Source organism: Marinomonas sp. G8-14 (assembly GCF_055808935.1).
On the sequence record NZ_CM147891.1, the window covers coordinates 3,630,719 to 3,653,401 of the forward strand.

The window sequence follows — 22,683 nt, forward strand, 5'->3', positions numbered from 1 at the left end:
AAAAAATTGATGAAATAGCGTTCAAGCTCAGAAAATCGAATGAGTATAAGAGGGTTTAGAACAAAAAAGCCTTTGCCTGCTGGCTAGAGGCAAAGGCTGTGATAGGTTTATAAAGCAATAATTTTAGAGGTTATTCAATGACGCGTAGGGTCATCAAATCACTGTCTTTAGTAATGACCAAGCTAGGATCAACGCGCAAACAACTGCCAGCGTAATGTCCTGCTACTGAGAAAGTACACACTTGTGAGCGATAGCCTTCAATGTCTGGGAGTTTCCACAGGGCTTGAAAGATTTGATCTTGATGAGAAAAACGCCCAGCGGTTTCTTCCATCAAGGCGTCTTTGCCGTCATAGAGACTGATGTTAAAACCGCAGCGCCCAGCGATAGGCTTACTCACGTAACCGTTAGTTTTTAGTGCATCACTCAATTCAAAGGACGATTCTAATAAATACGGGTGATCGGGAAAAAGCATCCATAAAACGGGTAAAATCGCCTTATTGCTGGGAATAAGTGTCCAAAGTGGCTCATAAACCATCACGTCCTTACGCAATAATACATCGACTAAACGCGGTGCTTCGCTGCGCGGCATATCCGTTTGATAGTCGCGTAGACGCTGTTCATCATCATCGCATTCGGCACGGATTTGATCGAGCGCGGTTTCCCATGCCCAGGTTTTCCATACCCAACGAATTTTGATGCCATCCGCGTCTACTACGTCACCATCTTGATCCCATCGTAAACTGCTGACGCCTTTAATAACTTTGCAGTTCAGTCCGGCTTTTTCCATGGTGCGTTTCATAAACAGTGCGTGGTAATTCTCTTCAAGATCCGTGTCTTGCATGATGTGAATCACGCCTTTGACAGCACTGTTGCTCCACGCTTCAATAAGTTCGTCGACCAATTCAGTTGCCGAACCTTCGCCTTCCGTTGCACCATAGTGTTCGGCCCACTTTTCTTGAATAATGCCAGCCTCCATATAACAAGAAGCAGAGTCACAGTTGTATTCGTAAACCTTAATGCCCTTTGCTGAGAGGCTAAAATCAAACCGCCCAGTGATCATCTGGTTACGACGGTTGTCCCAAGACTGATGAATTTTAGGCCATAAAGCAGATGGAATATTAAAGCTGGATAATAGATCTTCGTTTTGCAGCACATAATCTGTGGCGTGCATAAACAAGGCGTGTAATTCGTTGGTGGCGCGTTTGAGTTCACGCTCAGCGGTTTCGGTGATGACCATATACTTATAGTCGTCTTCCGGTCGGCTGGCGAGTTTGTGACCGCCCATCATATCGACAAAGGCTTCTTCTGCAGGATTGGCGATATTTAACCAAGCACGGGAAGCCTGGCCTTTGTTGGGTACATGACGTATTTGTAAATTAAATAAAGCCGGATCATCGAGCTTCAATATTTTCGGCATGCAGGTCGTCATCGGTTTGGATTACCCAGCCTAAAATGGAAGCGTCACCATAAGAGCAGCGTAGCCAATAACCGCCATCTTTACTGATTCTGGCATCTAACACGCGGGAGTAATCTTGGCCTTCTGGCCAAACTTGGTGGCCGACGTTTTGTTCGACCAAGTATAAGCGGTCTGGTAAGACTTTGGTCACAATCGCCACATGGCCTGTGATTTCAAATTCGCCGCCTTCGCTCCAAATAAGCAGAGAGCCCCACTTCAGGGTGACGTAATGAACCATTACGAAATGATTTCAATGGTAAGCGGCTTTCATCGGCGATTAAACGTGCCGAGGTAAGGCGAAAAATATCATAAGCCATGGCGACGTCATCAAAGATGTAGCCTTTGTTTAGATACAACCAGCGCCGAGCAAACTCCACACACTGCCATTTGTATCCCATAAAAATACCGTCCACATAACTGCGGTAGGCATGGCGATTGGGTAACTCGTTATCATCGGCTGAATCATAATCAGATGAATACACTGGCACATTCCCAGGAGCGATACCTAGTAAGGTGCCAAAAGGAGCGACTGGCCTGCTGGAATCAGATGTCATTGCGGTGAATTGCCTTACACATAAGTGTTGGATATGAAAAAAGAAAGACGATAAATACATCGCCCAGTGCTGGCAATATAGACCGTCGACAGAGGACCTGCAAGGTCTTAAAAAGAGTATTTTTTGTACTATATTCAGTAAAGAAAGTGCACGCGATTGTATTTTAAAATAACTGCCATATGTAGTGTTTATCTTTGGTATCAAGACCGAAACTTATTTTGGAGTTCATAATGACAAGCACTGTAAAAAATCTGTTTAGCTCAGTAAAAGTGGGAAACCTAGAGTTACCTAATCGTTTTATTATGGCACCTTTGACTCGCACACGTGCACCGGGTCATCAGCCAAATGCCTTGATGGCAGAGTATTATGCTCAACGCGCCAGCACGGGGTTGTTGATTACAGAATGTACCATGGTTACTGAAGGCACATCGGCGTTTGGCGATGACCCTGGTGTGTATTCTGCCGAGCAGATTGAAGGTTGGAAGTTAACCACAGATGCGGTTCATAAAGCTGGCGGTCGTATCTTCATGCAAATTTGGCATGCTGGCCGTGCGGCGCATCCATTATTGAATGACGGCAAAGAAGCGGTGTCGGCAAGCGCGATAGCGATTGATGGTGAAACTCATACACCAGAAGGTAAAAAACCATACACAGTTCCTCGTGCATTAACCGTTGCTGAAATCAAAGACATTGTAGGTGATTTCCGTCAAGCGGCGATCAATGCCAAAGAAGCCGGCTTTGATGGTGTGGAGATTCACGGTGCCAATGGTTACTTAATTGATCAGTTCTTACGTGAAAGCTCTAACCAGCGCACCGATGAATACGGTGGCTCATTGGAAAACCGTGCTCGTTTTTTAACGGAAGTGATTGAGGCGGTAACAGACGTCTTAGGCAGTGATCGTGTTGGTCTGCGTCTGTCTCCGCTTAATAGTTTTCAAAGTATGACAGAAAGTGATCCTGTGGAGTGGACTCGTTTCTTGTGCGAGCATTTAAACCGTTTTAATTTGGCGTATTTGCACCTAATGCGTGCTGATTTCTTTGGTATTCAACAAGCTGATGTGGTCGCAGTGGCTCGTGAAACCTACCAAGGCCATTTAATGGTGAATATGGGATACACACCAGAAGAAGCTAATCAAGTGCTTGCAGACGGTCAGGCTGACAGTGTTGCCTTTGGCAAGGGGATTTTAGCGAATCCAGATTTTGTAGAGCGAGTCAAGGCAGGCGCTGCTTTGAATGAACCAAATCCAAATACCTTCTATACCTCTGGCGCAGAAGGGTATACGGATTATCCGTTCATGACGGCGTAATGTACAAAAGAAAGTATCTAAGTAAAAAGCCAAGGCAGAAAATGCCTTGGCTTTTTACTTTTTGGCGACTGAACTAGCCAGGAATTATTGTTCTTACAGCGATAAATAAAATAGAAGGTCCTAAAAGACAACCAAGAGCTGTATAGAAGGCTGCAGTAATACAGCCATATGGGACAAGCTTGGCATCAGTCGCCGCAAGCCCTGCTGCAACACCACTTGATGTTCCCATCAGACCACCAAATATAATGGCGGTTCTCGGGTTATTAAGACGAATCAGTGGTGCGACAAAGGGGGTCATTACCATAACGAGTATGGACTTCACCAAACCAGCAGCAATAGATAGTGCAATCACCTCTGAGCTAGCACCAATTGCAGCACCAGTAACCGGTCCAACAATATAAGTAATTGCACCTGCTCCAATGGTGGTTATGCTAACGGCGTCGGTATAGCCAAACATCACAGCTACGATAGCTCCAACGATAAAAGAAGAAAGAATACCGACGATAAGGGCGTTAACACCGGCCATTCCTGCGCGTTTTAATTCATCAATTTTGACACCAAAGCCTGTTGCGACAATGGCGAAATCGCGCAACATTGAGCCACCTAGTAAGCCGATACCAGATAATAAAGGAACGTTCACGACGCCTTTATTGCCGCCAGTAAACAGGCCACCAAAATACGCCATTGTTAAACCCAGAAGAATGGCAATAGCCGATCCATGGATGCGTCCTTGAGTCAATTTAGCTGAAAGCCAATACGAGACCCACATAGTAAAACCTATAACGGCAAATCCAGTGATTAAGCTGTATTTCGTGCTAACTAAAAGTAAAGATTCGAACATACAGTCACCTTATAGGTTATTAGTTGATTTAGTGGAATGAGCCGATTCTGTATTGTCGCTGTTTCCCATACGATCAATAACAGGTACCAAAGCAAATGCGACAACAACCGCCATAACACCGGCAAGGATTGCCATTGGGCCGCCGCTTAAGGCACCATGAACGTTTTGTGTTGCAGCCATAGCGACAACAACGGGAATATATATTGCGCTCCAGAACTCAACGCCTTGTTCTGTTTTAGCATCGATAAAGCCTTTTTTATTGAGGTAGCTGCCAGTGATAATCAGTAAAATCATGGCAATACCTACACCACCAACATTCGCAGGAAGACCCATTAAGTTACCTAAAATCTGTCCTATACTAATTCCTACCAATGTACATATTGATAATAACGCGACACCATAAATGATCATGTTTCTCTCCACTCTTATCGTTTTTGTTTTTGGACGAAAATGCTGTTCACTGGTTTCTTGGGTGGCGTTCACCTCCTTTTATTTGCTGCAATATTTTGGTGTGGTTATAAAAGAGTCTTAAGATTTAAATTTTCAATGTTGTAACATTCGCCAGTGCTTAAAATCTTACGGAACAGACCTGTAAGAGTGCTGCCTGGAGGCATTTCTAGAACTCTATTTACGCCTTTCTCTTTAAGCATTTGGCAGCTGTCATGCCAATGCAGCTGATGCGACATATTCAAAGCTAGATCTTTTTTTATCTCATCTGGCTTATGTAAGACTCGAGCTTTTGCAGCACTGACATATAGGCTGTTTGGAGTCTTTAAAGTGATGGACTGAAACATGGCCAGAAGCTTTTCCGATTGCTCTCTTAATAAAGGGCAATGAGAGGGTACGGTGACATCTAAAAAAACACTGGCTCCAACCCCCGTACTTCTAACTTGCTCAGCAGCGATTTTTAAAACTCTCTTTTCTCCAGCCAGAACGAACTGATATTCACCATTAAGATTGGCCAGATAAACGTTTTCGCCCTTTTCCTGGAGTGAGTTAACGGCGGCTTGCACATGTTTAAACTCAGCTCCGGTTATTGCCAGCATGCCATAGCCAGTTGGATAAGCTGACTTCATTGAATCGGCGCGAGCTTTTACTAATCGTAATGCATCGTCAAAATCTAGACTTCCCGCTACCACTGCTGCAGGGTAAGCGCCGATAGAAAGACCTAAAACGTAGTCAGGTTTTATTCCTATGTTTTGTAAATATCGTCCCCATGCTACTCCGCAAATTAATAGGGCAAGCTGCACATTCACTGTATCAGTAAGCGCTTCTTTTGAATCTAGTGCGTCTAGTTTTACGCCTAAGATATCCTTAGCCTGTTGTTTTATAAGGGTTACATCAGGATGATCTGGTAAGTTTTGTAACATATGAACACGCTGCGCCCCCTGTCCTGGAAAGGTAAATACTTGAGTCATAATTGCATACCTCCTTCCCAAGGATTAGCGACCAAAAATGGGCCTTTTTCCGTCTTAATAAGCACTGTCGAACTTTTTCCAGCCCATTCTGATAATGCCATTGCTCCGGTCATTGTTTCGATTTGAATGTCTAAGCGACATGGTAATTCACCAAGCTCTTTCAATAACTCCCGTGCAAAGGGTTTGCTTAATGGCTTCGGTGCCTTGATGACTAAGTCCAGATCACTTTTTGCATGAATTTGCTTATCACCAGTTGCAAGCTCGTAACCAAGGCTTCCGGTAATCCCCCACTCTAAATTATGACCGTCGAGCACTTGGGCGACTGTTTCCAATGCTTGTAAAACGGGCGCTTTGAAGCGATCTGGATGATCTAACCAAGCTTGTGCCCTTGTTATTTCATAAGGCGTTAAGCTCGATTGCACCGCAGATAGAGGAGCATAAGCGGCACAACGCTCATTTTTGTTAGCACCGCGAACACCTACTGCGACAAGCCCTGCTATCGAAACCCGCTCTCGGCGCACGACAACTGGGCCATTTCCACTTGTTACCCAATCAGGTAGGTCTGGTTTTTCAGCACCAGCAACAAGCAAAAAGCGGTCAAGCCAGAGTAAATCGTGCGCTAGCCACATCATAAACTTGGCTCAGCCTTTTTCCATTGCGAGCGAAGCAGTTCACGAACTCGACGTGATGCACCTCTATTCTCACCTTGTAAACGCTTTGTTATTTGCGTGTCACCCTTAAGGTTGTCTACCGCATCGGCTAATAGGGTTTGCACAAGCTCAATATCTTTAGAGGAAGGCGCGTCGGCACTGCTAACATCAATAAATTGTTCAATCAGCCCAAGCGTTGCAAAGCTTTTAAGGTCGTAAGCCATTGGCGGTATGGCTTTGGCTAGTTGATCTAATTCCTCTTCAGAGCGCATGGTAATTCGAGCTGCAGCGGCTTTACCCATTGCATGCACCATGACGCCATCGTCATTTAGGGCAAGAATCGTATTGGCCTGATAGCCATGGGCCAAAAATGCCCCCGACATGGCTTTGCCGACGAGTAGCGCAATAACAGGATGGCCTGCTTGTCTGGCTTGCGCATAAGCAGACACTGCCGCCGCGAGAGCTTGGTGAATACCAAGTGCCTCTTCTCTTCGTCCATAAGCCTGACTAGGTACATCGACAATGGCGATAATGGCTGACTTTTGTTCGCTTCCAGCGTCTTTAGAAACAATGTTATGGATTGCATCCGCCAGTGCCCAACCTTCCAAAAGTCCTACCTCGCCATTAATGGCTCTTGGGTAGAGGTTATTTTTATCGGGTTGAACCAATATCAGTGAGCATGGGCGTTCCGCTAAGTTGCCATTGGCAATCATCACCGAGGGAACGGCACCTTCATGCACCATCATATTGTCTGCTAATAGATCAAACCAAACACGACCACGGTGTGTTTTTACGGTATCTGTCTTGATTGCTTCAGTGCTCATAATGATGCTCCCTTAGCGAAAATCTCACGTGCTGCTTCAGAGGTAATTTGATGCTGCGTATCTACATTTTTTAGTCTGTTTAAAGAGGACTGAATCGCTTCGCTGCGGAAAGTATCTGGTACACCTTTGCGTAAGTACTCTTGTACTTTGTGACGAACGTCTATGACATCTGAGCTAAAAAAGTCGTCAACTAAACCAGTTGTATAACGTTGCTCGCCTCCGGTTAAACCCCAGATAAAAGGGCGATCACGAGAGTCATATTCACCCACGCCAGCTTCTTGCTCAATAACTTGTGGGCCGTTTAATCCAAGGCGACCTTCACGAGTCATTAATAAATAGCTGCACAGACCTGCGGTAATAGACATGCCACCAAAACAACCAACGGGACCCGTAATCAAGGCCACAACAGGTTGTAGTTTTCGTAACGCCACAATGGCCGATTGAATCTCGGCAATCGCGGCCAAACCTAAATTGGCTTCTTGTAGACGAACACCACCGGTTTCAAACATTAATACAGCGGCAATGGATTCTCCTGCTTGGTTCGCTTCAACGGCCAATTCAAGAACGCCCGCTATTTTTGCCCCAGCTACTTCACCCAAACTGCCACCCTGAAAGCTGCCATCAATCGCGATAGCAATCACAGACTTGCCATCAATTGCACCACGAGCAACCACTACGCCATCATCAAACTGAGGCACAATGCCTTGTACTTCTAACCAAGGCGAAATAACTCGGTCGAATGGTGTAACCAGTTCTCGCATTGAACCTGAGTCCAATATGTACTCAATGCGTTTTCTCGCACCTTGTTCAACAAAATTAGTGTTTAATCTCGAGTCTTGAGGGTTACTCATAAGATGCCTCCTTGGTTAAGGCTTGCTCTAATGCTTGTTCTAAACGTAAACGAATCACACCCGGTGTTGCAGAAAAATCATGGATGTCCATGCGCATCATTGGTAAAGGCTGATTGGCTTCAATGCGTTCGATAAGAGCGAGCCATCGTTGCTCCCCCGCCGAGCTAGAAGAGTGGATATAGATGTCAGCTTGAGGACGATCGCTGTTATCAATCATGACTTCTAAATCACCTGACCCAACATAACCCACTAAGGTTTGATTAATGGGGGCTTTACGAGCAGGGCGAACAATATGAAACGTATCCATAAAAACTCCTAAATTAGTGGTTGGTCTGGTGAGTCAGGCTGTCTATAAACAGGGTCGCAGCCAACAAATCGGCAGCACCACCAGGAGAGGCATTTAATCGCAATAGGTCTTGCTCTAATTTGTTAAGCAACTGACGACCTAATAATGTGCCTGTCCCACCCGCATCAAGCACGGCATTAGCGCCTTGCTGCATAGTGTTTATCCCTTCAAGTCCTGCCCGTGACGCAACACAGGTGTCTGAAAGTCGCGTCATAATGGCGAGTAATGCGTTAAGCTGAGCGTCGGACTCTGAGTCGCCTCGAGCCTCGGCTGATGAATAACATAGGAAGACCGAGTTCTTGGATATGAGGAAAGCCTTGTTGCGCTTCTTCCTTCGCACCTGATAAGCCATATTGATGGCGAACTTGTAAGCCGTTACTTAGGTACACGGCTTTAAGTCCTTCGTCAGGTAAGTTTGCTAAACGCGCAGCGTCATTAAATAATTCATCAAGCGTGTTAGCTTTAGTCGCCGCGGCGACTAATAACCCTAATGCCCAGATTGCACCTTTATGAGTATTAACGCCGTTTGTCGCTTTGCGCATCGCCAGTTCCGCATCACGACCAAGGGCGCCAATATTACGACGCAGCTCAGAACCTATTGGGTGCAAGGTGGCAGCTTCAGCCATCTTGCAAAAGTAAGGTTCAAGGCAGTGAGCCGATTTTATTAACAAACCCACATCCATATCAGTGTGGGCACCAGAGCCTCGTGAATCCACGAGGGCTGGCTTCGGACTCAACATTGCTTCTTGCTTCAACGCTTGAGAAGCAAGTCGCGCAAGGCTCTTGGCATCAAGACGTCTTACCTTGGTCGCGTCCAGAGACAGTTCATCTTTCAATAAGATGGTCATCACTAATTTTAGTAATATAGTCATTACCAGCTCCGGAATTTAGCAGGTGGCTTATAGAGACCATTCGACCAAGTTTCAAGGTCTGAAATACTTGAAGCCGCCAACAAGTCTCGGCTAGCATCGCTTCTTCGAATGCCTAAATCTTCTGGGTAAGCAACCAAGCCATCCCGTCGTAATTGAGCGGTAACTTCAGGGTTTTGGCTGAGTCCCAGTGGCGTAACGCCAGCCACCGCTGCGATCATGGCTCGGCGTTGTTCTAGTGATTCGGCTTTGTATACATAAGCGATGCCTTCCTCGGTCAGAACGTGAGTTACATCGCTGGCATAAATCATCACCGGAGCCAATGGCATTTTGTAATCGCGCGCCATGGCCAAAGCATCGAGGCTCTTCGACAAAGGTCGACTTATTACTGTCTTGATAGGTTTCTACCATTTGGACGACAAGCTTGCGGCCTTTGCTTAACAAGGAATCATCGGGCTTCATATCCAGCCAAGCGGGTGATGAATGTCTTCTTCCGCACTGGGTCATGACCCATATTTGGCGCGCCGCCAAAGCCGGCCAAACGACCTCGAGTGACGGTTGAAGAATTGCCATCGCCATCAACTTGTAACGTCGAGCCAATAAACATATCAACCGCGTATTGTCCTGCTAGCTGACAAAAGGCACGGTTAGAACGCATTGAGCCGTCTTTACCGGTAAAGAAAACATCCGGACGATTGGCAATATAATCTTCCATGCCGAGTTCGGTGCCGAAACAATGCACGCTTTCAACCCAGCCAGTTTCAATCGCTGGAATCAAGGTTGGATGAGGGTTTAATGTCCAATGGCGGCAAATTTTGCCTTTTAGTCCTAATGATTCGCCATAGGTCGGCAAGAGCAATTCAATGGCTGCGGTATTAAAGCCAATGCCATGATTTAGAGACTGCACTTGGTGTTTCGCGTAGATGCCTTTAATGGCCATCATGCCCATCAAAACTTGCAGCGGTGTAATAAGGCGAGGATCACGAGTAAACAAAGGTTCGATGAAGAAAGGTTGATCCGCTAAGACAATGTAATCGACCCAAGACGCCGGAATATCCACTCGCGGCAAGTCCGATACATCGTCGACAATTTCATTAACTTGGAAAATAACAATACCATCGCGAAATGCGGCCGCTTCAACTAGTGCGGGCGTGTCTTCGGTACTTGGTCCTGTATAAATATTGCCTAATCTGTCTGCTTTAAAACCCGCTAGTAGTGCAATATTTGGATTAAGATCTACGTAAAGTCGAGCATACAACTCGATATAGGTGTGTATCGCGCCAACTTCTAACAGGCCATCTTCCATTAGTTGGCCAATGCGTAAGCTTTGTGGGCCAGAAAAAGAGAAATCCAGTTTACGAGCAATACCCATTTCAAATAGATCCAAATGTTCGGATCGACTGATGCTAGGCATAATCATATGGAGGTTGTTGATTTTATCAGGGGAGACTTTTGCTAATGAACGAGAAAGGAAATCGGCTTGTTTCTGGTTATTGCCTTCTAGTACGACTTTATCACCAGGCTGTATTAGCTGCTCCATGGCAGCAACGATGTTCTCTGTTGGAATGATAGACCCGTCAACTAGATGACTAAGATCTGACATACGGCGTTCTTTATTTTGACGTCGGCTGAACCAATTATGTCCAGAATCAGTATTCGTTTGCATCGCACTTCATCCTGTTTTTTTCTTTCACAGTATGAAGGAAGGCATTGTCTATCAATCAATGTGCTTGTGGAATCATTACTCTCATGCTAATAATCTTTGAAAAAAATAATAGAGAGCAGTGACGCTCTAAGAAAAAGCTGGAAAGAATTATGTTTGATGAAATGATCACCCTAAAGAAATTGGAAGTGTTTCTGACCTTTATGAAAGTGGGCACTTTGTCTGAGGCGGCCGAGAAGCTGCAGCTCAGTTCAGTAAGTGTTCATCGGGCGATACACTCTCTTGAAGAAGGATTGAAGTGTCCTTTGTTTCGACAAGAAGGTCGATTACTGACGCCTTTACCCAGCGCTAGAGTGTTAGAGGAAAGGGTCACACAAGTATTAAATGATCTCCAAGATGGGATCACCAGCACTCGAGAAGTCGCCGGTCTTTATTCCAATCAATTCAAATTAGGCGCGTTGTATTCGCTCACTATCAGCACATTACCGCAGCTAATCGCCGGTCTTAAACGCCGCAAAAGTGACTTAAATATCGAGCTATCATTAGGTTCAAATGCTTCTTTATTGGGCAAACTAAGGTCCTTTGAACTCGATGTGATCCTGATCTCAGCGGAAAAAACCATTGATGATGTAGAGTATACCCATCTGCCTCTTTTTGAAGATGAGCTGATGTTGGCCGTGAGCTGTGATTCACCTCTCGCCAATAAGAGCCAAATTAAACTCGAGGATTTTCAGCACGAAAATTTTGTTACATTAACAGATGGTTTTGCTACTTCCGCAGACACCAAAAAAGTCTTTCAGCAAGCCAGGATACAACCCAATATTGCGATGGAATTAGGGGACATATTTTCGTTAATGAGCATGGTAAGTGGCGGTGTTGGCTACGCCATATTGCCACGTCGTGTAGAGCATGTCTTTGATACCAAAATAAAATTATTATCGATGGAAAATATGGCCGATATGAAACAGCAAGTCGTCATGGTGTGTCTAGCGAGTCGTGAAAGAGACCCTAGAATCTTAAACTGCATCGTTGAATGCCGTAATTACGCACGAGAATACAAAGCAAGAATGTGATGCAGGGGAACAACGAAATGGGTTTGTTCTTGTCCTTAATATATCGAGATCAATAACCTTTGACTCTGCATTATTTTTTCATAGAGAATGGCTCTCAAGTTCGTATTTTCAAATGCCCAACCTTATATGATGAGGCAAAATCATTGTGACCATTGCTTCTGCACTTATTTCCAAACTGCCGTTAGTCGGCACGACTATTTTCACAAAAATGTCGGCGTTAGCCGCCGAAAAAGGCGCGATTAACCTGTCGCAAGGTTTCCCAGATTTCCCACCTGATGCTCGATTATTGGAACGTGCATCGCAGGCGATTTTAACCGGTAATAATCAATATTCGCCTATGACTGGCTTGCCAATTTTAAGAGAAGCGATTGCCAGCTTGATCGAACATCATTACGACCGAAAAGTTAACGCGTTTGACGAGATTACGGTGACGAGTGGTGCGTCGGAAGCCATTTTTGATGCGATTGCTGCGTTAGTGCATAACGGCGATGAAGTGATCTTGTTTGATCCCGCTTATGACTTGTATGAGCCAGCAGTGACCTTAGCGGGTGGTGTTTGTCGTCGAGTGACCTTAACTGCGCCTGAGTTTCGCCCTGATTGGCAGGCGTTTGCTGATTTGCTTACTGATAAAACGCGTTTGGTCTTAATCAATACGCCACACAATCCGACCGGAAGCTGTTGGTTGGCGGAAGATTTAGAATCCTTATGGCAAGCGATTGCGAGCCGAGACATTTATGTACTGTCTGATGAAGTGTATGAATTTATTCACTTTGGTAAATCTGCAGTAAGTGTTCACCAACACCCTGAGCTAATTAAACGCAGCTTGGTAGTTTCTTCTTTTGGTAAAAGCTTTCACTTAACAGGTTGGAAAGTGGGCTACATTGTGGCACCAGCGGAATTAACCGTGGAACTGCGCAAAGTGCATCAGTTTGTCTCCTTCTGTACCGCAACACCTTTGCAACAAGCCTTGGCGGAGCATCTTATTGCATTGCCTGAAGCGAGTGCTGATTTAGCGGTGTTCTATCAGCAAAAACGTGACGTACTGAGAAGCGCATTGGCTGGCAGCCGTTTTGCCTTATTGCCATGCGAGGGTACGTATTTTCAATTATTGGATTACAGCGCGATCAGTGATTTGGACGACGTGGCGTTTTGTGAATGGTTAATTGACCAAGTCGGTGTCGCCGCGATTCCGATTAGTGTGTTTTATCAACAAGCTCCTAAAGATCAGCGCCTGATTCGTTTGTGTTTTGCGAAGGAAGACAGCACTTTATTAGAAGCCGCCAGACGTTTGACGGCTTTATAAAAGAGACCTACTGAGGAAGCTGATCGAAGCAAGTTATTTCGTTCAGTTTTTCATCCCAGTTGGCACGGCTGTCCATGAATATATGGGCTTGTGGGGTGATATCGACCTCTGTGTCTAAGCAACCCGCAGGAACGACGACTAAGCCGCGTGTTTTCGCATCTGTAGGCACATTGGAGCCACACACGGAGCAAAAAGTGCGAGCAAAGTTAGTATTTTCTAAACGATAAAAACGGAGTCTATCTTCGCCACTCAACCAAGTAAGCGTAGCGCCCGGTGCAAATAAATTGGCGCAGTGTGCGGTGCCAGAGGTTTTTCGGCAACGGCTGCAATGACAAAGGAAGAACTTCTTAAATTCGCCTTCCAACTCAAATTTAACGGCGCCACATAGGCAAGATCCAGTATGAAGGTGACTCATAATTACTCCGCCAAAAAGAGTTTTTAAACTAAACGCCTACGGAAAACATACCTTCCAAATCATGTTTTGAATACGCTTGAAACGCCAACATGGTTTCTGTTTTCAAAATATAATCAATTTGAGCAAGGTGTTGCGTAACGAGTCTCAGACAGTTGGTCATTAGTTTGTACGCGGGCGATAGCAGCGATATCGTATGAACCACTGACAGAATACACTTCAGATAAACCTTCGATAGACGCAAGTTTCTCAGCGACTTGGTTGATGTGCTTTTTCTCAACAGAAAGCATGATAATAGCGGTAACCATAAGTGTTTCCTCTTTGGATTGTTAATGTGCGCTGTTATTTGAATAAAACAAATTTCGAAGAATTAGTGCCAGCGAATAGTGGGGAATTAAAGCACCTTAAGCTGCGATTTACAAAGGAACAAAGAGGTAACTTATGTGGATAAACAGGAAAGTTAGGGTTGTTAAACGTTGCGTATAAGAAAGAATACGGCATGGCTGTAGCATGCCGTTTGAAAAGTTAAAATATTACTTAATTAAAGCGATTCACTATGTTAGCAACACGTTCGCCGTAAAGACGAGCTGTTTCTAGGTCGCCTTCAGGAATAGCATCATCCCCAGCGTCTGAAGGCGATTGGACTAAAACGCCCACAGAGCCACCTAGATTATTTACGTCGCTACGTGTCGCTGCAAGCGCATTGGCAGGTGGAAGTCCCAAACTTACCCAAATACCACCATGCTGTGATGCGAGTGTTTGCAGGTAAATAAGTGTGACTTGTTTGTCGCCATTTAAACTGGCGCTGTTGGTAAAACCAGCAAATACTTTGTCTTTCCACGCTTGGGTGAACCAAGCTTTAGAGGTAGCATCAGCGAATTTTTTAAATTGCCAAGGTGCACCACCCATGTAAGTTGGCGCCCCAAAAATGATGGCGTCTGCTGCGTTCAAAGTATCCCAATCCGCGTCAGTAATATCACCATTTTCATCAATTTGAATGCTTTGCGCGTTAGCGCCCTTTGCAACATACTCTGCAACGCGTTTGGTATGTCCGTACCCAGAGAAGAAAACCACGACTGTCTTTTTCATTACTCGCTCCAATGTTTTTTTAGATGAATTAATACGAGGTAAGGCTTCGTTTTTTTGAAACAAACTCGATAGTATGTTTTAGAAACTAACTATACAATAAGTAACTTTTAGGTGACTAGGTTACTTGAGAGAAACTACTATGCAGAACAAGACAGATTTTCTAGCGTACAGTATTTATTCTAAAGATTGCCCTGCACGAGCTTTTTTTGATCGCCTTGCCGATCATTGGACCTTGTTAATTATTGGTTTACTGAGAAAAGAAGCGCTTCGATTTAATCAGATTAAAAGAGAAGTAGAAGGTATTTCACAAAAAGTTTTGTCACAAAAGCTTAAACAATTGGAACGAGATGGGCTGCTTACGCGAACCGCTTTTGCTACCGTTCCGGTAACCGTAGAGTATCAATTAACCGACTTAGGCCATGATTTTGCTCAAACGATTGAACTGTTTGCTGATTGGGCAGAACAAAATATAGAGCAGGTAAAACAGGCGCAAAAAAATTACGATAATGCTAATGCCTAGAAGCTGGCTATATTAGTCGCTAATGTTTGTTCTAGGTTTTACATTTACTTCCACTTCAAAGCCGTCCTGTTTACCCATCGCTGGGGATCTGAGCTGCAAGGTAATTCCCGCACCTGTAGTAATGGCATCGACAATCGCTAGCCCCAAACCCGAGCCAGAAGCGGTCGTGTTTGCTCGCACAAACCGATTGCGCAACAAGGCGAGGTCTTGCGGTGCAACAAGATCGCACTCATTCATCACTCGCAGCGTTCCACCTTCCAGCAAACTCACTTCCACTGGACGATTAGCTCGACCATGTTTGAGCGCATTTTCAATCAAGTTACGCGCTAGAATGGCAAAGGCATCTGGGTCTAACAGAGAGTTAATGTCACTTGTCGGCAAGGTTAATTTGATGCTTTCTGGTGACTGACGAGTAAAGTCGCCCACTATCATCTTCAATATAGGCACAAGGTTATGCGGCTTTTGTGAAATAGCGCCACCGCCTTCCGCTTTGGCTAATTCGAGTAACTTCTCAGACTGTTTTGATAGACCTTTTAGAGAGCTTTCAACATCGGTAATTTGCAGTTTTAAATGCTCGTCTTGTGTGATCGATTTGATTCGTTGCACCTTGGCCAATGCGGTCGCCAGAGGTGTACGTAATTCATGGGCACTGTTGGCGGTAAAGCTGCGTTCTGCCTCTAATGTGCGACGTAGTCGTTCGAGCAAGCGATTGACGGCCACCGCAATGGGTTTAAATTCTTTGGGGAGTTTTTCCATTTCCACTGGCGATAAATTCCCTGCGCCACGTTTTTCAATAGCGTGTTGAAAGATAACGACTTTACGAAGAGACAATCGAATAATCCACCAGATACCTAACAAGCTAATTGGCGCTAAAAACAGTAAGGGAAGTAGCAACGCAATCGCCGCCTCCATGAGGTCTTCTTCCCTGTGCTCTAGAGGTTCAGCCACTTCAATATAAACACGATGTTCTAATGCGGATGTGGTGTAAATTCGATGGGTCGAGGTGTTCGAGAAACCTATTTTTAGGGCTTCGCCAAATATCTGCGGATTGGCATCTTTTGAACGCAACAGCACATTGCCTTGCTGATCTTTAACCACATAGGTGAGGTATTCATCATCATTTTCTAGCGTTGGGATGCCGAGCCAGTCATTGTTTTGTTGTTTAAAGGAATCGGCAATCACCAAGGGCAGAATATGTTGAGCAGACTTCTTGAGCGCTTTATCAAAGGACTCGTTCATCTCTTTTTGCACCACCAACCCCGAAGTGATGGCGCCGAACAACCAAAGTAATGAAACGCCCAAAGTTAGGCCGATGCTCAGACTTTTCTTTAAGCTAGCGTTAGTGCTCATAAGTCTCCAAACGATAACCCATGTTTCTGACGGTAATAATGACATCTCGCCCCAGCTTCTTGCGTAACCGACTGATGTAAACTTCAATGGTATTGCTCTCGATTTCGGCACCGAATTGGTACAAACGGTCTTCAAGTTGTGAACGAGACAATAGAGTACCTGGACGCTGTACAAAGCCTTCGAATAGCGCCCATTCACGCGCAGTCAATTCCACGTTTTGTCCATTCGCCTTGATGCGATGTTCACTCAGATCTATTTCTAAATGACCGATTTTGACGAGCGGATTTGGGTCGCCACGATAACGTCGAGCAACCGCACTGACTCGAGCTGATAATTCGGATAGGTCAAAAGGCTTGATTAAATAATCGTCGGCTCCGGCGTTTAGTCCTTCAATTCGATCCGATACCTGATCGCGAGCGGTAAGAATGATAACGGGCGTTGAGTCTCCAGATTTTCTAAGGCTTTTAAAAAATCAAAGCCATTGCCATCCGGCAACATAAGGTCGAGCAGAATCAAGTTATAACTGGTGGTTTGTACGCTGGCTTGTGCAAAATTCAGGCTTTGCACCCAATCTACTGCGTGACCGTCATCACGAATTTGATCGCGAACGGCTTCTCCTAACCCAGTGGTATCTTCTATTAACAATACTCGCATGCCGTATCTCTGATTAGATTGTTTTGCTCATCATAGCTCATTGACCTGACATTAACCTGAAAGGCGAGACGAGAAAGGCTATTTCGATTTTGTTGAGAGCTTCTGTCTTTATAAAAATATCGGCGTTCAGCTCAGAGTCAGGAAAGGATTATAGAGTGCTGTTATCAGATCTTAAAAGGAAACCACGATGAAACACATTCTATTGGCGTTAAGCATTTTTTCAGGCTTGGCATTGTCCATGTCAGCACAGGCTCGGGAAGTAACCTTTACTACCCAACTGGCTCGCTACAATGGCAGCGGCGCGTATTTTGCGATTTATCTTATGGACGCCAATGACAAGTACCAGCAGACGATTTGGGTTGCAGGCAAAGAACGTAAATATTATTCGCACTTACGTGGCTGGTCTCGTGCAAGCGGTAAAAAAAGTGCTGAATACGACGGCAAAACTGGAGCAAGCATCACCAGCGGTAGATCGTTAACCATTACTCAGAACATAGACAATAACTTGATCGACTCTGGCTATAAAATAGTGATTGATAGCGCTGTCGAAGACGCAAACAGCAACCAAGCGGATGTGTCGACGCCTTTGACAACAGCAGGATCCGGCAAAACAGTAATCGGGTCCGGATATGTGATGTCATTTACTTACGATCTTAAATAATCGGGTGGAGTAAAGGTTATGTTACGCAAGTTGCATGGTTTACCAAGTTTAGCGGTGATGCTATTTGTCATAACGCTGGCCTGTACTGGTGCGGTGCTGTCTTTGATGCCGACATTTCATCGAGCCGTCGCTGTGATTCCAGCAGTAGGTGAGGTAAGCGTTGCAACGCTGGCGCAACATGTAGTGACGCATTTTCCACAAGCCGAACGTATAGAACGAGATCTTTCTGGCGAAGTCATTGTGCATTATCAACAAGACGAAAAGTCTCATGCAGACTTGGTTAATCCGTTAACTGGCGAAAGTATTGCACCGCACCGACCTTCCGCTGTGATGGTTTGGGTAAAGGATCTGCATCGTTCTTTTTTATTGGGTGACATGGGGCGAATCATGGCGGGTGTGACCGCTGGTTTTATGATGCTGATCTGTCTTTCTGGAACCTTTTTATTGGTGCGTCGCATTGGTGGTTGGAAAGCCTTAGTTAGACCTTTTAAAGGCAAAGGCGGCAAACGTATTCATTCGGAGTTAGCGCGTTTCGCGGTACTTGGCTTGCTTCTCTCCTCATTAACCGGTGCCTATATGTCAGCACTGCGCTTTGGTGTTTTTACCGATCATACTTATGTGGAAGCCGAGTTTCCTAATGCTGTATCGGGTGGACTGCCCGCTCCTGTCAACTCGTTAATAGCATTAAAAAACATAGATTTAAGTGAACTGCGAGAGCTCACCTTTCCTGCTCCTAATGACCGACAAGATGTCTACTCGGTAACAACACGTAGTGGCGTTGGATTTGTCGATCAATCAACAGGCCAATGGCTTTCTTTTGCGGTTTTACCTGAAAGCGGCGTACTACAACAATTGGTGACGAAACTCCACACAGGCGAAGGTTTGTGGTTGTTAGGGTTAATCCTAGGTGCTTCTGCGTTGACTGTGCCTGTGTTGTCTTATACTGGTGCTCAGTCTTGGTGGATTCGTCGCCGTTCGGCCATTACTCAAATTAATAGCCAGATCAACACAGTGGATATTGAGCAAGCGGATACCATTATTTTGGTCGGATCTGAGGGCAATACAACTTGGGGGTTTGCTCGAGACCTGCAAGCAAACCTCTGTAAAGTGGGTTGTAAGGTGTATTGCGCTGAGATGAATCAATTGGCGGATTATTATCCACGCGCGAAGCGATTGTTTATTTTAACTTCGACCTACGGCAATGGCGATGCACCGTCTTCTGCCCATAATTTTTTAACAAAATTAGCGAGCTTTCGGCCGGATCAGACGCTGCAATTTGCCGTATTGGGCTTCGGTGATCAGCAGTTTCCGCAATTCTGTCAGTATGCGCTAGATGTGGATGCAGCTTTACAAAACAAAGGTATAGCCCGTATTCATTCGGTAGGTTTGATCAATCGAGGTTCTTCTGCACAATTTCGGGAATGGGGTAATGATATTGCTGAGGTGACAGGTATTCCGCTTGCTTTAACTCATAACCCGCTGCCCACTCCGACAGCAAAACTGACGCTGATAGATCGTGAAGACTATGGTCTAGAAGGCTTGGCTGCCACGAGTATTTTTCGCTTTAGCGCGGTAGGTACGGATTCATTACCTTTTTTTGAAGCGGGAGATTTATTGGGGATTGTGCCACCAAATGATGACGTGGCACGTTTTTATTCCTTAGCATCCTCAACAACCGATGGCGTATTAGAAATCTGCGTACGTAAACAGCCTTATGGCCTTTGCTCTGGTTATTTACATGCTCTAAAACTCGGTGATGGCATTGAAGGTTTTATTCGTCAAAACCCTGAGTTTCGTCCTGCAGTCGGAGGTAATCCGGTAATTCTTATTGGCGCTGGGGCGGGTATTGGGCCGTTGGCGGGTTTTATTCGTAAAAATACTCAGCGCAATCCGATGTTCCTTTACTGGGGCGGACGCAATGAAGAAGCAGACTTTCTTTATCAACCCGACCTTGGCCGTTATCTTAACGATCATCGTTTAACAGGATTACAAACGGCTTTCTCACAAACGAAAAGCCAAGCCGCTGAAAAAGCGTACGTGCAGGACAAGCTGTTAGAAGATCAAACCGCGGTACGACAAATGTTAGAGCAAGGTGCGCAGATCCTTGTTTGTGGTGGCCGAGGCATGGCTGCCGGTGTCGCTCAGGCGATTAATGACATACTCAAACCATTGCAGATCAATGTTGATGCCTTAAAAGCTCAGGGCCGTTATTTGGAGGATGTTTATTAGTCATTTGAGTTGCTTACTAAGCAACGCTTTGTACGTTTCTTGCTCATATCGAGCTTTACAGTAATACTGTTTATATCCCTTCTGCCAAAAAAGTGGTTTAGATGCACTAAAAGGACAGGTAATATGCCTGACTTTTATTTTAGAGCCATAGCCATTTGCTATCCAAATTAATGGAAAATGGAATTAGAGAGAAACTTATGAATACAACGTTTAAAGTGTTACTTGGAATGGTGCTCGGTATCATTGTTGGACTGATCCTTAATTTAACCGGCCTAAACGCTGACGGAACATGGGCAAACAGTTACTTAACCGATGGTGCGTTTAAAGTCGTTGGTACCATGTTTGTAAATGCGCTCAAAATGCTAGTTGTGCCGCTAGTCTTCTTCTCCTTGGTGTGTGGTGTGTGTGGTATCGGCGACATTAAATTGCTGGGAAGAATTGGCTCCAAATCTTTCTTTTTGTACCTAGTGACGACAGCCATTGCCATTGCTGCAGCGTTAATTATTGCAACAGGCTTTGGTATTGGTGAAGGCATGAATGCAGAGTCTTCTGTGAGCTTCACGGGCAAAGAATCTCCACCGCTCTCAACTGTCTTAATCAATATCATTCCATCTAATCCAATCAGTGCGATGGCGGATGGTGACATGCTGCCAGTGATTTTCTTCTCTATCATGTTTGGCGTCAGTATCTTAATGGTCGGGAAAAAAGCCAACGTTGTTAGCGACTTTATCGAAGCGCTGAATGAAATCATGATGAAGATGGTTAACATCATCATGGCAGTAGCTCCGTATGCGGTTTTCTGTTTGATTGCTAGAGCGATTGCCGATTTGGGTATGGATTTACTAGCTCAACTTCTTGGTTATGTTTTGGTTTTGATTGGTGTCTTGTTGTTCCATTTATTTGTGACTTTACAGCTGATTTTAAAAGTCTTATCAGGCTTGAACCCTTTTACCTTCATGAAGAAAATGCGCAACACTCAGGTGTTTGCTTTTAGTACTTCAAGCTCCAACGCAACCATTCCTGTGACCCTGCGTACTGTGACTCAACGCATGGGGGTGAAAAACTCGGTAGCGTCTTTCACTGTGCCTTTTGGCGCAACCATCAATATGGATGGTACGGCCATAATGCAGGGTGTTGCCACTGTCTTTATTGCCAATATCTATAACGTTGAACTGGGCATGATGGGTTACTTAACCGTTATTTTGATGTCCGTATTAGCGTCTATTGGTACCGCTGGTGTACCGGGTGTGGGCTTGATCATGCTGTCTATGGTATTTGCTCAAGTTGGCTTGCCGATTGAAGGCATTGGCTTGATTCTGGGTGTTGACAGATTATTAGATATGATTCGGACTTCGGTGAACGTTTCAGGCGATGCCATGGTATCTATCGTGGTGGCTAAGAGCGAAGGGCAGCTAGATGAAGCGATATATAATGACCCTGACGCTGGGAATTTCTCTGAATTGCATCTAGAGAAAAAGCAAGCCTAAAAACGGTTACGTTCTCATAATAAAAAAACGCTTACCTCTTGGAGGTAAGCGTTTTTTTATGGACCAAGTAGTCTTTAGAAACGTGTAACCACAGTGACACCCGGTGGGTTTGCCTTGTCCATATTCATCAGTGCGGCAATGGATTCTTCTAGGCTGATGGTTCGGCCGAGTAGCTTTTCTGGACTGAGCTTGCCTGACTTGATCATCGCCAACATAGCGTCGTAACGAAACGCCTGCATACCATGGCTACCGATGATTTCTAGCTCGTGGGCAATGACTAAATTCATTGGAATCGGCGGTGTGGCTTGCTCGCCTAGCAACAAGCCGACCTGAACGTGCTTGCCGAGTTTTTTCAAACTTTTAATGGAGTTGATACAGGTTGTTGGGTGACCTAAAGCATCGATTGAGACATGAGCCCCGCCGCGGGTGAGGTCTTTAATGGCTGCAGCGACATCGGCTACGTGGGTGGCGTTAATGGTTGCGTAGGCGCCTAGGGCTTTTGCGAGCTCAAGTTTATCGTCTGTCACGTCCACGGCAATCACATTGGCACCAATGCTATTGGCAATCATAATGGCTGACAAGCCAACACCACCACAGCCATGCACCGCCACCCATTGACCTGCGCTGACTTTTCCTTGATCAACCACCGCTCTAAACGAGGTAACAAAGCGACAGCCAAGACTGGCTGCTGTGGTGAAGTCTATGTTTTCAGGCAGGGTAACTAGATTCACATCCGCGTGATGAATGGCAACGTATTCCGCGAAAGATCCCCAATGGGTAAAGCCTGGCTGAGTTTGATTACCGCAGACTTGATGATTGCCGCCATGGCATTCATGACAAGAGCCACAGCCGCTAACAAAGGGCACAGTAACTCGGTCACCGACTTTGAAGCGTTGAACATCTTTGCCAACGGCTTCAATAATGCCGGCAAATTCGTGACCAGGAACGTGTGGCAGCACAATGTCTGGGTCGTGTCCCATCCAGCCATGCCAATCACTTCGGCAAACGCCAGTGGCTTCAACTTTGATCACAACACCATGATTTTCTGGTGTTGGGTCTTCGACATTCATAATTTTAGGCGTGGCTGAAAAGCTTTCGTAAACAACGGCTTTCATGGTGTGCTCCT

At 45.3% G+C, this 22,683-nt stretch carries 27 protein-coding genes and 1 pseudogene; 7 read left to right on the plus strand and 21 right to left on the minus strand.

Annotation, left to right across the window (positions count from 1 at the left end; all coding sequences use genetic code 11):
- Positions 1-130: 130 nt before the first annotated feature.
- The 3 genes from AC0L6V_RS18440 to AC0L6V_RS18450 are packed head-to-tail and all read right to left on the minus strand — an operon-like array spanning position 131 to position 2,010.
- On the minus strand, positions 131-1,417 hold the full coding sequence (locus AC0L6V_RS18440; protein WP_265219817.1) for a glutathionylspermidine synthase family protein: 1,287 nt from the start codon (positions 1,415-1,417) through the stop codon (positions 131-133).
- Positions 1,392-1,607, minus strand: a complete 216-nt coding sequence (locus tag AC0L6V_RS18445; RefSeq protein WP_265220328.1) for a hypothetical protein — start codon at positions 1,605-1,607, stop codon at positions 1,392-1,394. The genes AC0L6V_RS18440 and AC0L6V_RS18445 overlap by 26 nt, the downstream gene beginning before the upstream one ends.
- A 22-nt stretch (positions 1,608-1,629) precedes the next feature.
- Positions 1,630-2,010 (minus strand): hypothetical protein, encoded by a 381-nt coding sequence (locus AC0L6V_RS18450; protein WP_265219818.1) that lies wholly within the window; start codon positions 2,008-2,010, stop codon positions 1,630-1,632.
- 230 nt (positions 2,011-2,240) lie between these two features.
- Between AC0L6V_RS18450 and AC0L6V_RS18455 the strand changes: the two genes are divergently transcribed.
- A complete protein-coding gene (locus AC0L6V_RS18455; RefSeq protein ID WP_265219819.1) occupies positions 2,241-3,317 on the plus strand; it encodes an alkene reductase in 1,077 nt (358 codons plus the stop codon).
- A gap of 73 nt (positions 3,318-3,390) precedes the next feature.
- Here the strand turns inward: AC0L6V_RS18455 and madM are convergent, their stop codons facing one another.
- The 11 genes from madM to AC0L6V_RS18510 form a co-directional block, all read right to left on the minus strand.
- Positions 3,391-4,158 carry a malonate transporter subunit MadM gene (gene madM / locus AC0L6V_RS18460; protein ID WP_265219820.1) on the minus strand — a complete coding sequence of 256 codons (768 nt, stop codon included), beginning with the start codon at positions 4,156-4,158 and terminating at the stop codon, positions 3,391-3,393.
- Between the two features lie 9 nt (positions 4,159-4,167).
- Positions 4,168-4,569 carry a malonate transporter subunit MadL gene (madL, locus tag AC0L6V_RS18465; protein ID WP_212917271.1) on the minus strand — a complete coding sequence of 134 codons (402 nt, stop codon included), beginning with the start codon at positions 4,567-4,569 and terminating at the stop codon, positions 4,168-4,170.
- A gap of 104 nt (positions 4,570-4,673) precedes the next feature.
- Positions 4,674-5,576, minus strand: a complete 903-nt coding sequence (locus tag AC0L6V_RS18470; protein WP_265219821.1) for an ACP S-malonyltransferase — start codon at positions 5,574-5,576, stop codon at positions 4,674-4,676.
- Positions 5,573-6,208 carry a malonate decarboxylase holo-ACP synthase gene (locus AC0L6V_RS18475; protein WP_265219822.1) on the minus strand — a complete coding sequence of 212 codons (636 nt, stop codon included), beginning with the start codon at positions 6,206-6,208 and terminating at the stop codon, positions 5,573-5,575. The genes AC0L6V_RS18470 and AC0L6V_RS18475 overlap by 4 nt, the downstream gene beginning before the upstream one ends.
- Positions 6,205-7,050, minus strand: coding sequence for a biotin-independent malonate decarboxylase subunit gamma (mdcE, locus tag AC0L6V_RS18480; protein ID WP_265219823.1), 846 nt, complete (start codon positions 7,048-7,050; stop codon positions 6,205-6,207). The genes AC0L6V_RS18475 and mdcE overlap by 4 nt, the downstream gene beginning before the upstream one ends.
- Positions 7,047-7,901, minus strand: a complete 855-nt coding sequence (locus AC0L6V_RS18485; RefSeq protein WP_265219824.1) for a biotin-independent malonate decarboxylase subunit beta — start codon at positions 7,899-7,901, stop codon at positions 7,047-7,049. The genes mdcE and AC0L6V_RS18485 overlap by 4 nt, the downstream gene beginning before the upstream one ends.
- Positions 7,894-8,208 (minus strand): malonate decarboxylase acyl carrier protein, encoded by a 315-nt coding sequence (locus AC0L6V_RS18490; protein WP_265219825.1) that lies wholly within the window; start codon positions 8,206-8,208, stop codon positions 7,894-7,896. Before AC0L6V_RS18490 ends, AC0L6V_RS18485 begins: the two co-directional genes overlap by 8 nt.
- 13 nt (positions 8,209-8,221) lie before the next feature.
- The gene (locus AC0L6V_RS18495; protein ID WP_473482036.1) at positions 8,222-8,461 is read right to left on the minus strand and encodes a triphosphoribosyl-dephospho-CoA synthase; all 240 of its coding nucleotides are present in this window, start codon (positions 8,459-8,461) and stop codon (positions 8,222-8,224) included.
- Between the two features lie 16 nt (positions 8,462-8,477).
- Positions 8,478-9,119, minus strand: a complete 642-nt coding sequence (locus tag AC0L6V_RS18500; RefSeq protein ID WP_265219827.1) for a triphosphoribosyl-dephospho-CoA synthase — start codon at positions 9,117-9,119, stop codon at positions 8,478-8,480.
- Positions 9,119-9,490: a malonate decarboxylase subunit alpha gene (locus tag AC0L6V_RS18505; protein ID WP_418138490.1), complete on the minus strand. Its 372-nt coding sequence runs from the start codon at positions 9,488-9,490 to the stop codon at positions 9,119-9,121. The genes AC0L6V_RS18500 and AC0L6V_RS18505 overlap by 1 nt, the downstream gene beginning before the upstream one ends.
- Positions 9,491-9,564: 74 nt before the next feature.
- Positions 9,565-10,782 carry a malonate decarboxylase subunit alpha gene (locus AC0L6V_RS18510; protein ID WP_418138491.1) on the minus strand — a complete coding sequence of 406 codons (1,218 nt, stop codon included), beginning with the start codon at positions 10,780-10,782 and terminating at the stop codon, positions 9,565-9,567.
- Positions 10,783-10,931: 149 nt separating this feature from the next.
- On the opposite strand from AC0L6V_RS18510, the gene AC0L6V_RS18515 reads away from it, so the two are divergent.
- Positions 10,932-11,852: a LysR family transcriptional regulator gene (locus AC0L6V_RS18515; RefSeq protein WP_418138492.1), complete on the plus strand. Its 921-nt coding sequence runs from the start codon at positions 10,932-10,934 to the stop codon at positions 11,850-11,852.
- Positions 11,853-11,997: 145 nt separating this feature from the next.
- Positions 11,998-13,155 carry a methionine aminotransferase gene (locus tag AC0L6V_RS18520; protein WP_346433243.1) on the plus strand — a complete coding sequence of 386 codons (1,158 nt, stop codon included), beginning with the start codon at positions 11,998-12,000 and terminating at the stop codon, positions 13,153-13,155.
- A gap of 7 nt (positions 13,156-13,162) precedes the next feature.
- Here the strand turns inward: AC0L6V_RS18520 and AC0L6V_RS18525 are convergent, their stop codons facing one another.
- The 3 genes from AC0L6V_RS18525 to AC0L6V_RS18535 all read right to left on the minus strand — a co-directional run bounded on the left by AC0L6V_RS18525 (position 13,163) and on the right by AC0L6V_RS18535 (position 14,656).
- Positions 13,163-13,570 (minus strand): GFA family protein, encoded by a 408-nt coding sequence (locus AC0L6V_RS18525; protein ID WP_409418893.1) that lies wholly within the window; start codon positions 13,568-13,570, stop codon positions 13,163-13,165.
- Between the two features lie 113 nt (positions 13,571-13,683).
- The gene (locus AC0L6V_RS18530; protein WP_265219831.1) at positions 13,684-13,875 is read right to left on the minus strand and encodes an Lrp/AsnC ligand binding domain-containing protein; all 192 of its coding nucleotides are present in this window, start codon (positions 13,873-13,875) and stop codon (positions 13,684-13,686) included.
- 229 nt (positions 13,876-14,104) lie between these two features.
- Positions 14,105-14,656: a flavodoxin family protein gene (locus tag AC0L6V_RS18535; protein WP_265219832.1), complete on the minus strand. Its 552-nt coding sequence runs from the start codon at positions 14,654-14,656 to the stop codon at positions 14,105-14,107.
- Between the two features lie 139 nt (positions 14,657-14,795).
- On the opposite strand from AC0L6V_RS18535, the gene AC0L6V_RS18540 reads away from it, so the two are divergent.
- On the plus strand, positions 14,796-15,176 hold the full coding sequence (locus tag AC0L6V_RS18540; RefSeq protein ID WP_265219833.1) for a winged helix-turn-helix transcriptional regulator: 381 nt from the start codon (positions 14,796-14,798) through the stop codon (positions 15,174-15,176).
- 12 nt (positions 15,177-15,188) lie between these two features.
- Here the strand turns inward: AC0L6V_RS18540 and AC0L6V_RS18545 are convergent, their stop codons facing one another.
- The 3 genes and pseudogenes from AC0L6V_RS18545 to AC0L6V_RS18555 all read right to left on the minus strand — a co-directional run.
- A complete protein-coding gene (locus AC0L6V_RS18545) occupies positions 15,189-16,526 on the minus strand; it encodes a sensor histidine kinase (protein ID WP_265219834.1) in 1,338 nt (445 codons plus the stop codon).
- A complete protein-coding gene (locus AC0L6V_RS18550; RefSeq protein ID WP_418139099.1) occupies positions 16,516-16,740 on the minus strand; it encodes a winged helix-turn-helix domain-containing protein in 225 nt (74 codons plus the stop codon). Before AC0L6V_RS18550 ends, AC0L6V_RS18545 begins: the two co-directional genes overlap by 11 nt.
- A 165-nt stretch (positions 16,741-16,905) precedes the next feature.
- A pseudogene (locus AC0L6V_RS18555) lies at positions 16,906-17,180 on the minus strand (response regulator); the annotation flags it as partial.
- Between the two features lie 187 nt (positions 17,181-17,367).
- Between AC0L6V_RS18555 and AC0L6V_RS18560 the strand changes: the two are divergent.
- The 3 genes from AC0L6V_RS18560 (at position 17,368) to AC0L6V_RS18570 (ending at position 21,557) form a co-directional block, all read left to right on the plus strand.
- A complete protein-coding gene (locus tag AC0L6V_RS18560; protein ID WP_265219836.1) occupies positions 17,368-17,841 on the plus strand; it encodes a DUF2271 domain-containing protein in 474 nt (157 codons plus the stop codon).
- Positions 17,842-17,859: 18 nt separating this feature from the next.
- Positions 17,860-20,070 (plus strand): PepSY domain-containing protein, encoded by a 2,211-nt coding sequence (locus tag AC0L6V_RS18565; RefSeq protein WP_409418895.1) that lies wholly within the window; start codon positions 17,860-17,862, stop codon positions 20,068-20,070.
- Between the two features lie 197 nt (positions 20,071-20,267).
- Positions 20,268-21,557, plus strand: a complete 1,290-nt coding sequence (locus tag AC0L6V_RS18570; protein ID WP_409418896.1) for a dicarboxylate/amino acid:cation symporter — start codon at positions 20,268-20,270, stop codon at positions 21,555-21,557.
- A gap of 74 nt (positions 21,558-21,631) precedes the next feature.
- Here the strand turns inward: AC0L6V_RS18570 and AC0L6V_RS18575 are convergent, their stop codons facing one another.
- On the minus strand, positions 21,632-22,672 hold the full coding sequence (locus tag AC0L6V_RS18575; RefSeq protein ID WP_409418897.1) for a zinc-dependent alcohol dehydrogenase family protein: 1,041 nt from the start codon (positions 22,670-22,672) through the stop codon (positions 21,632-21,634).
- Between the last annotated feature and the right edge of the window lie 11 nt (positions 22,673-22,683).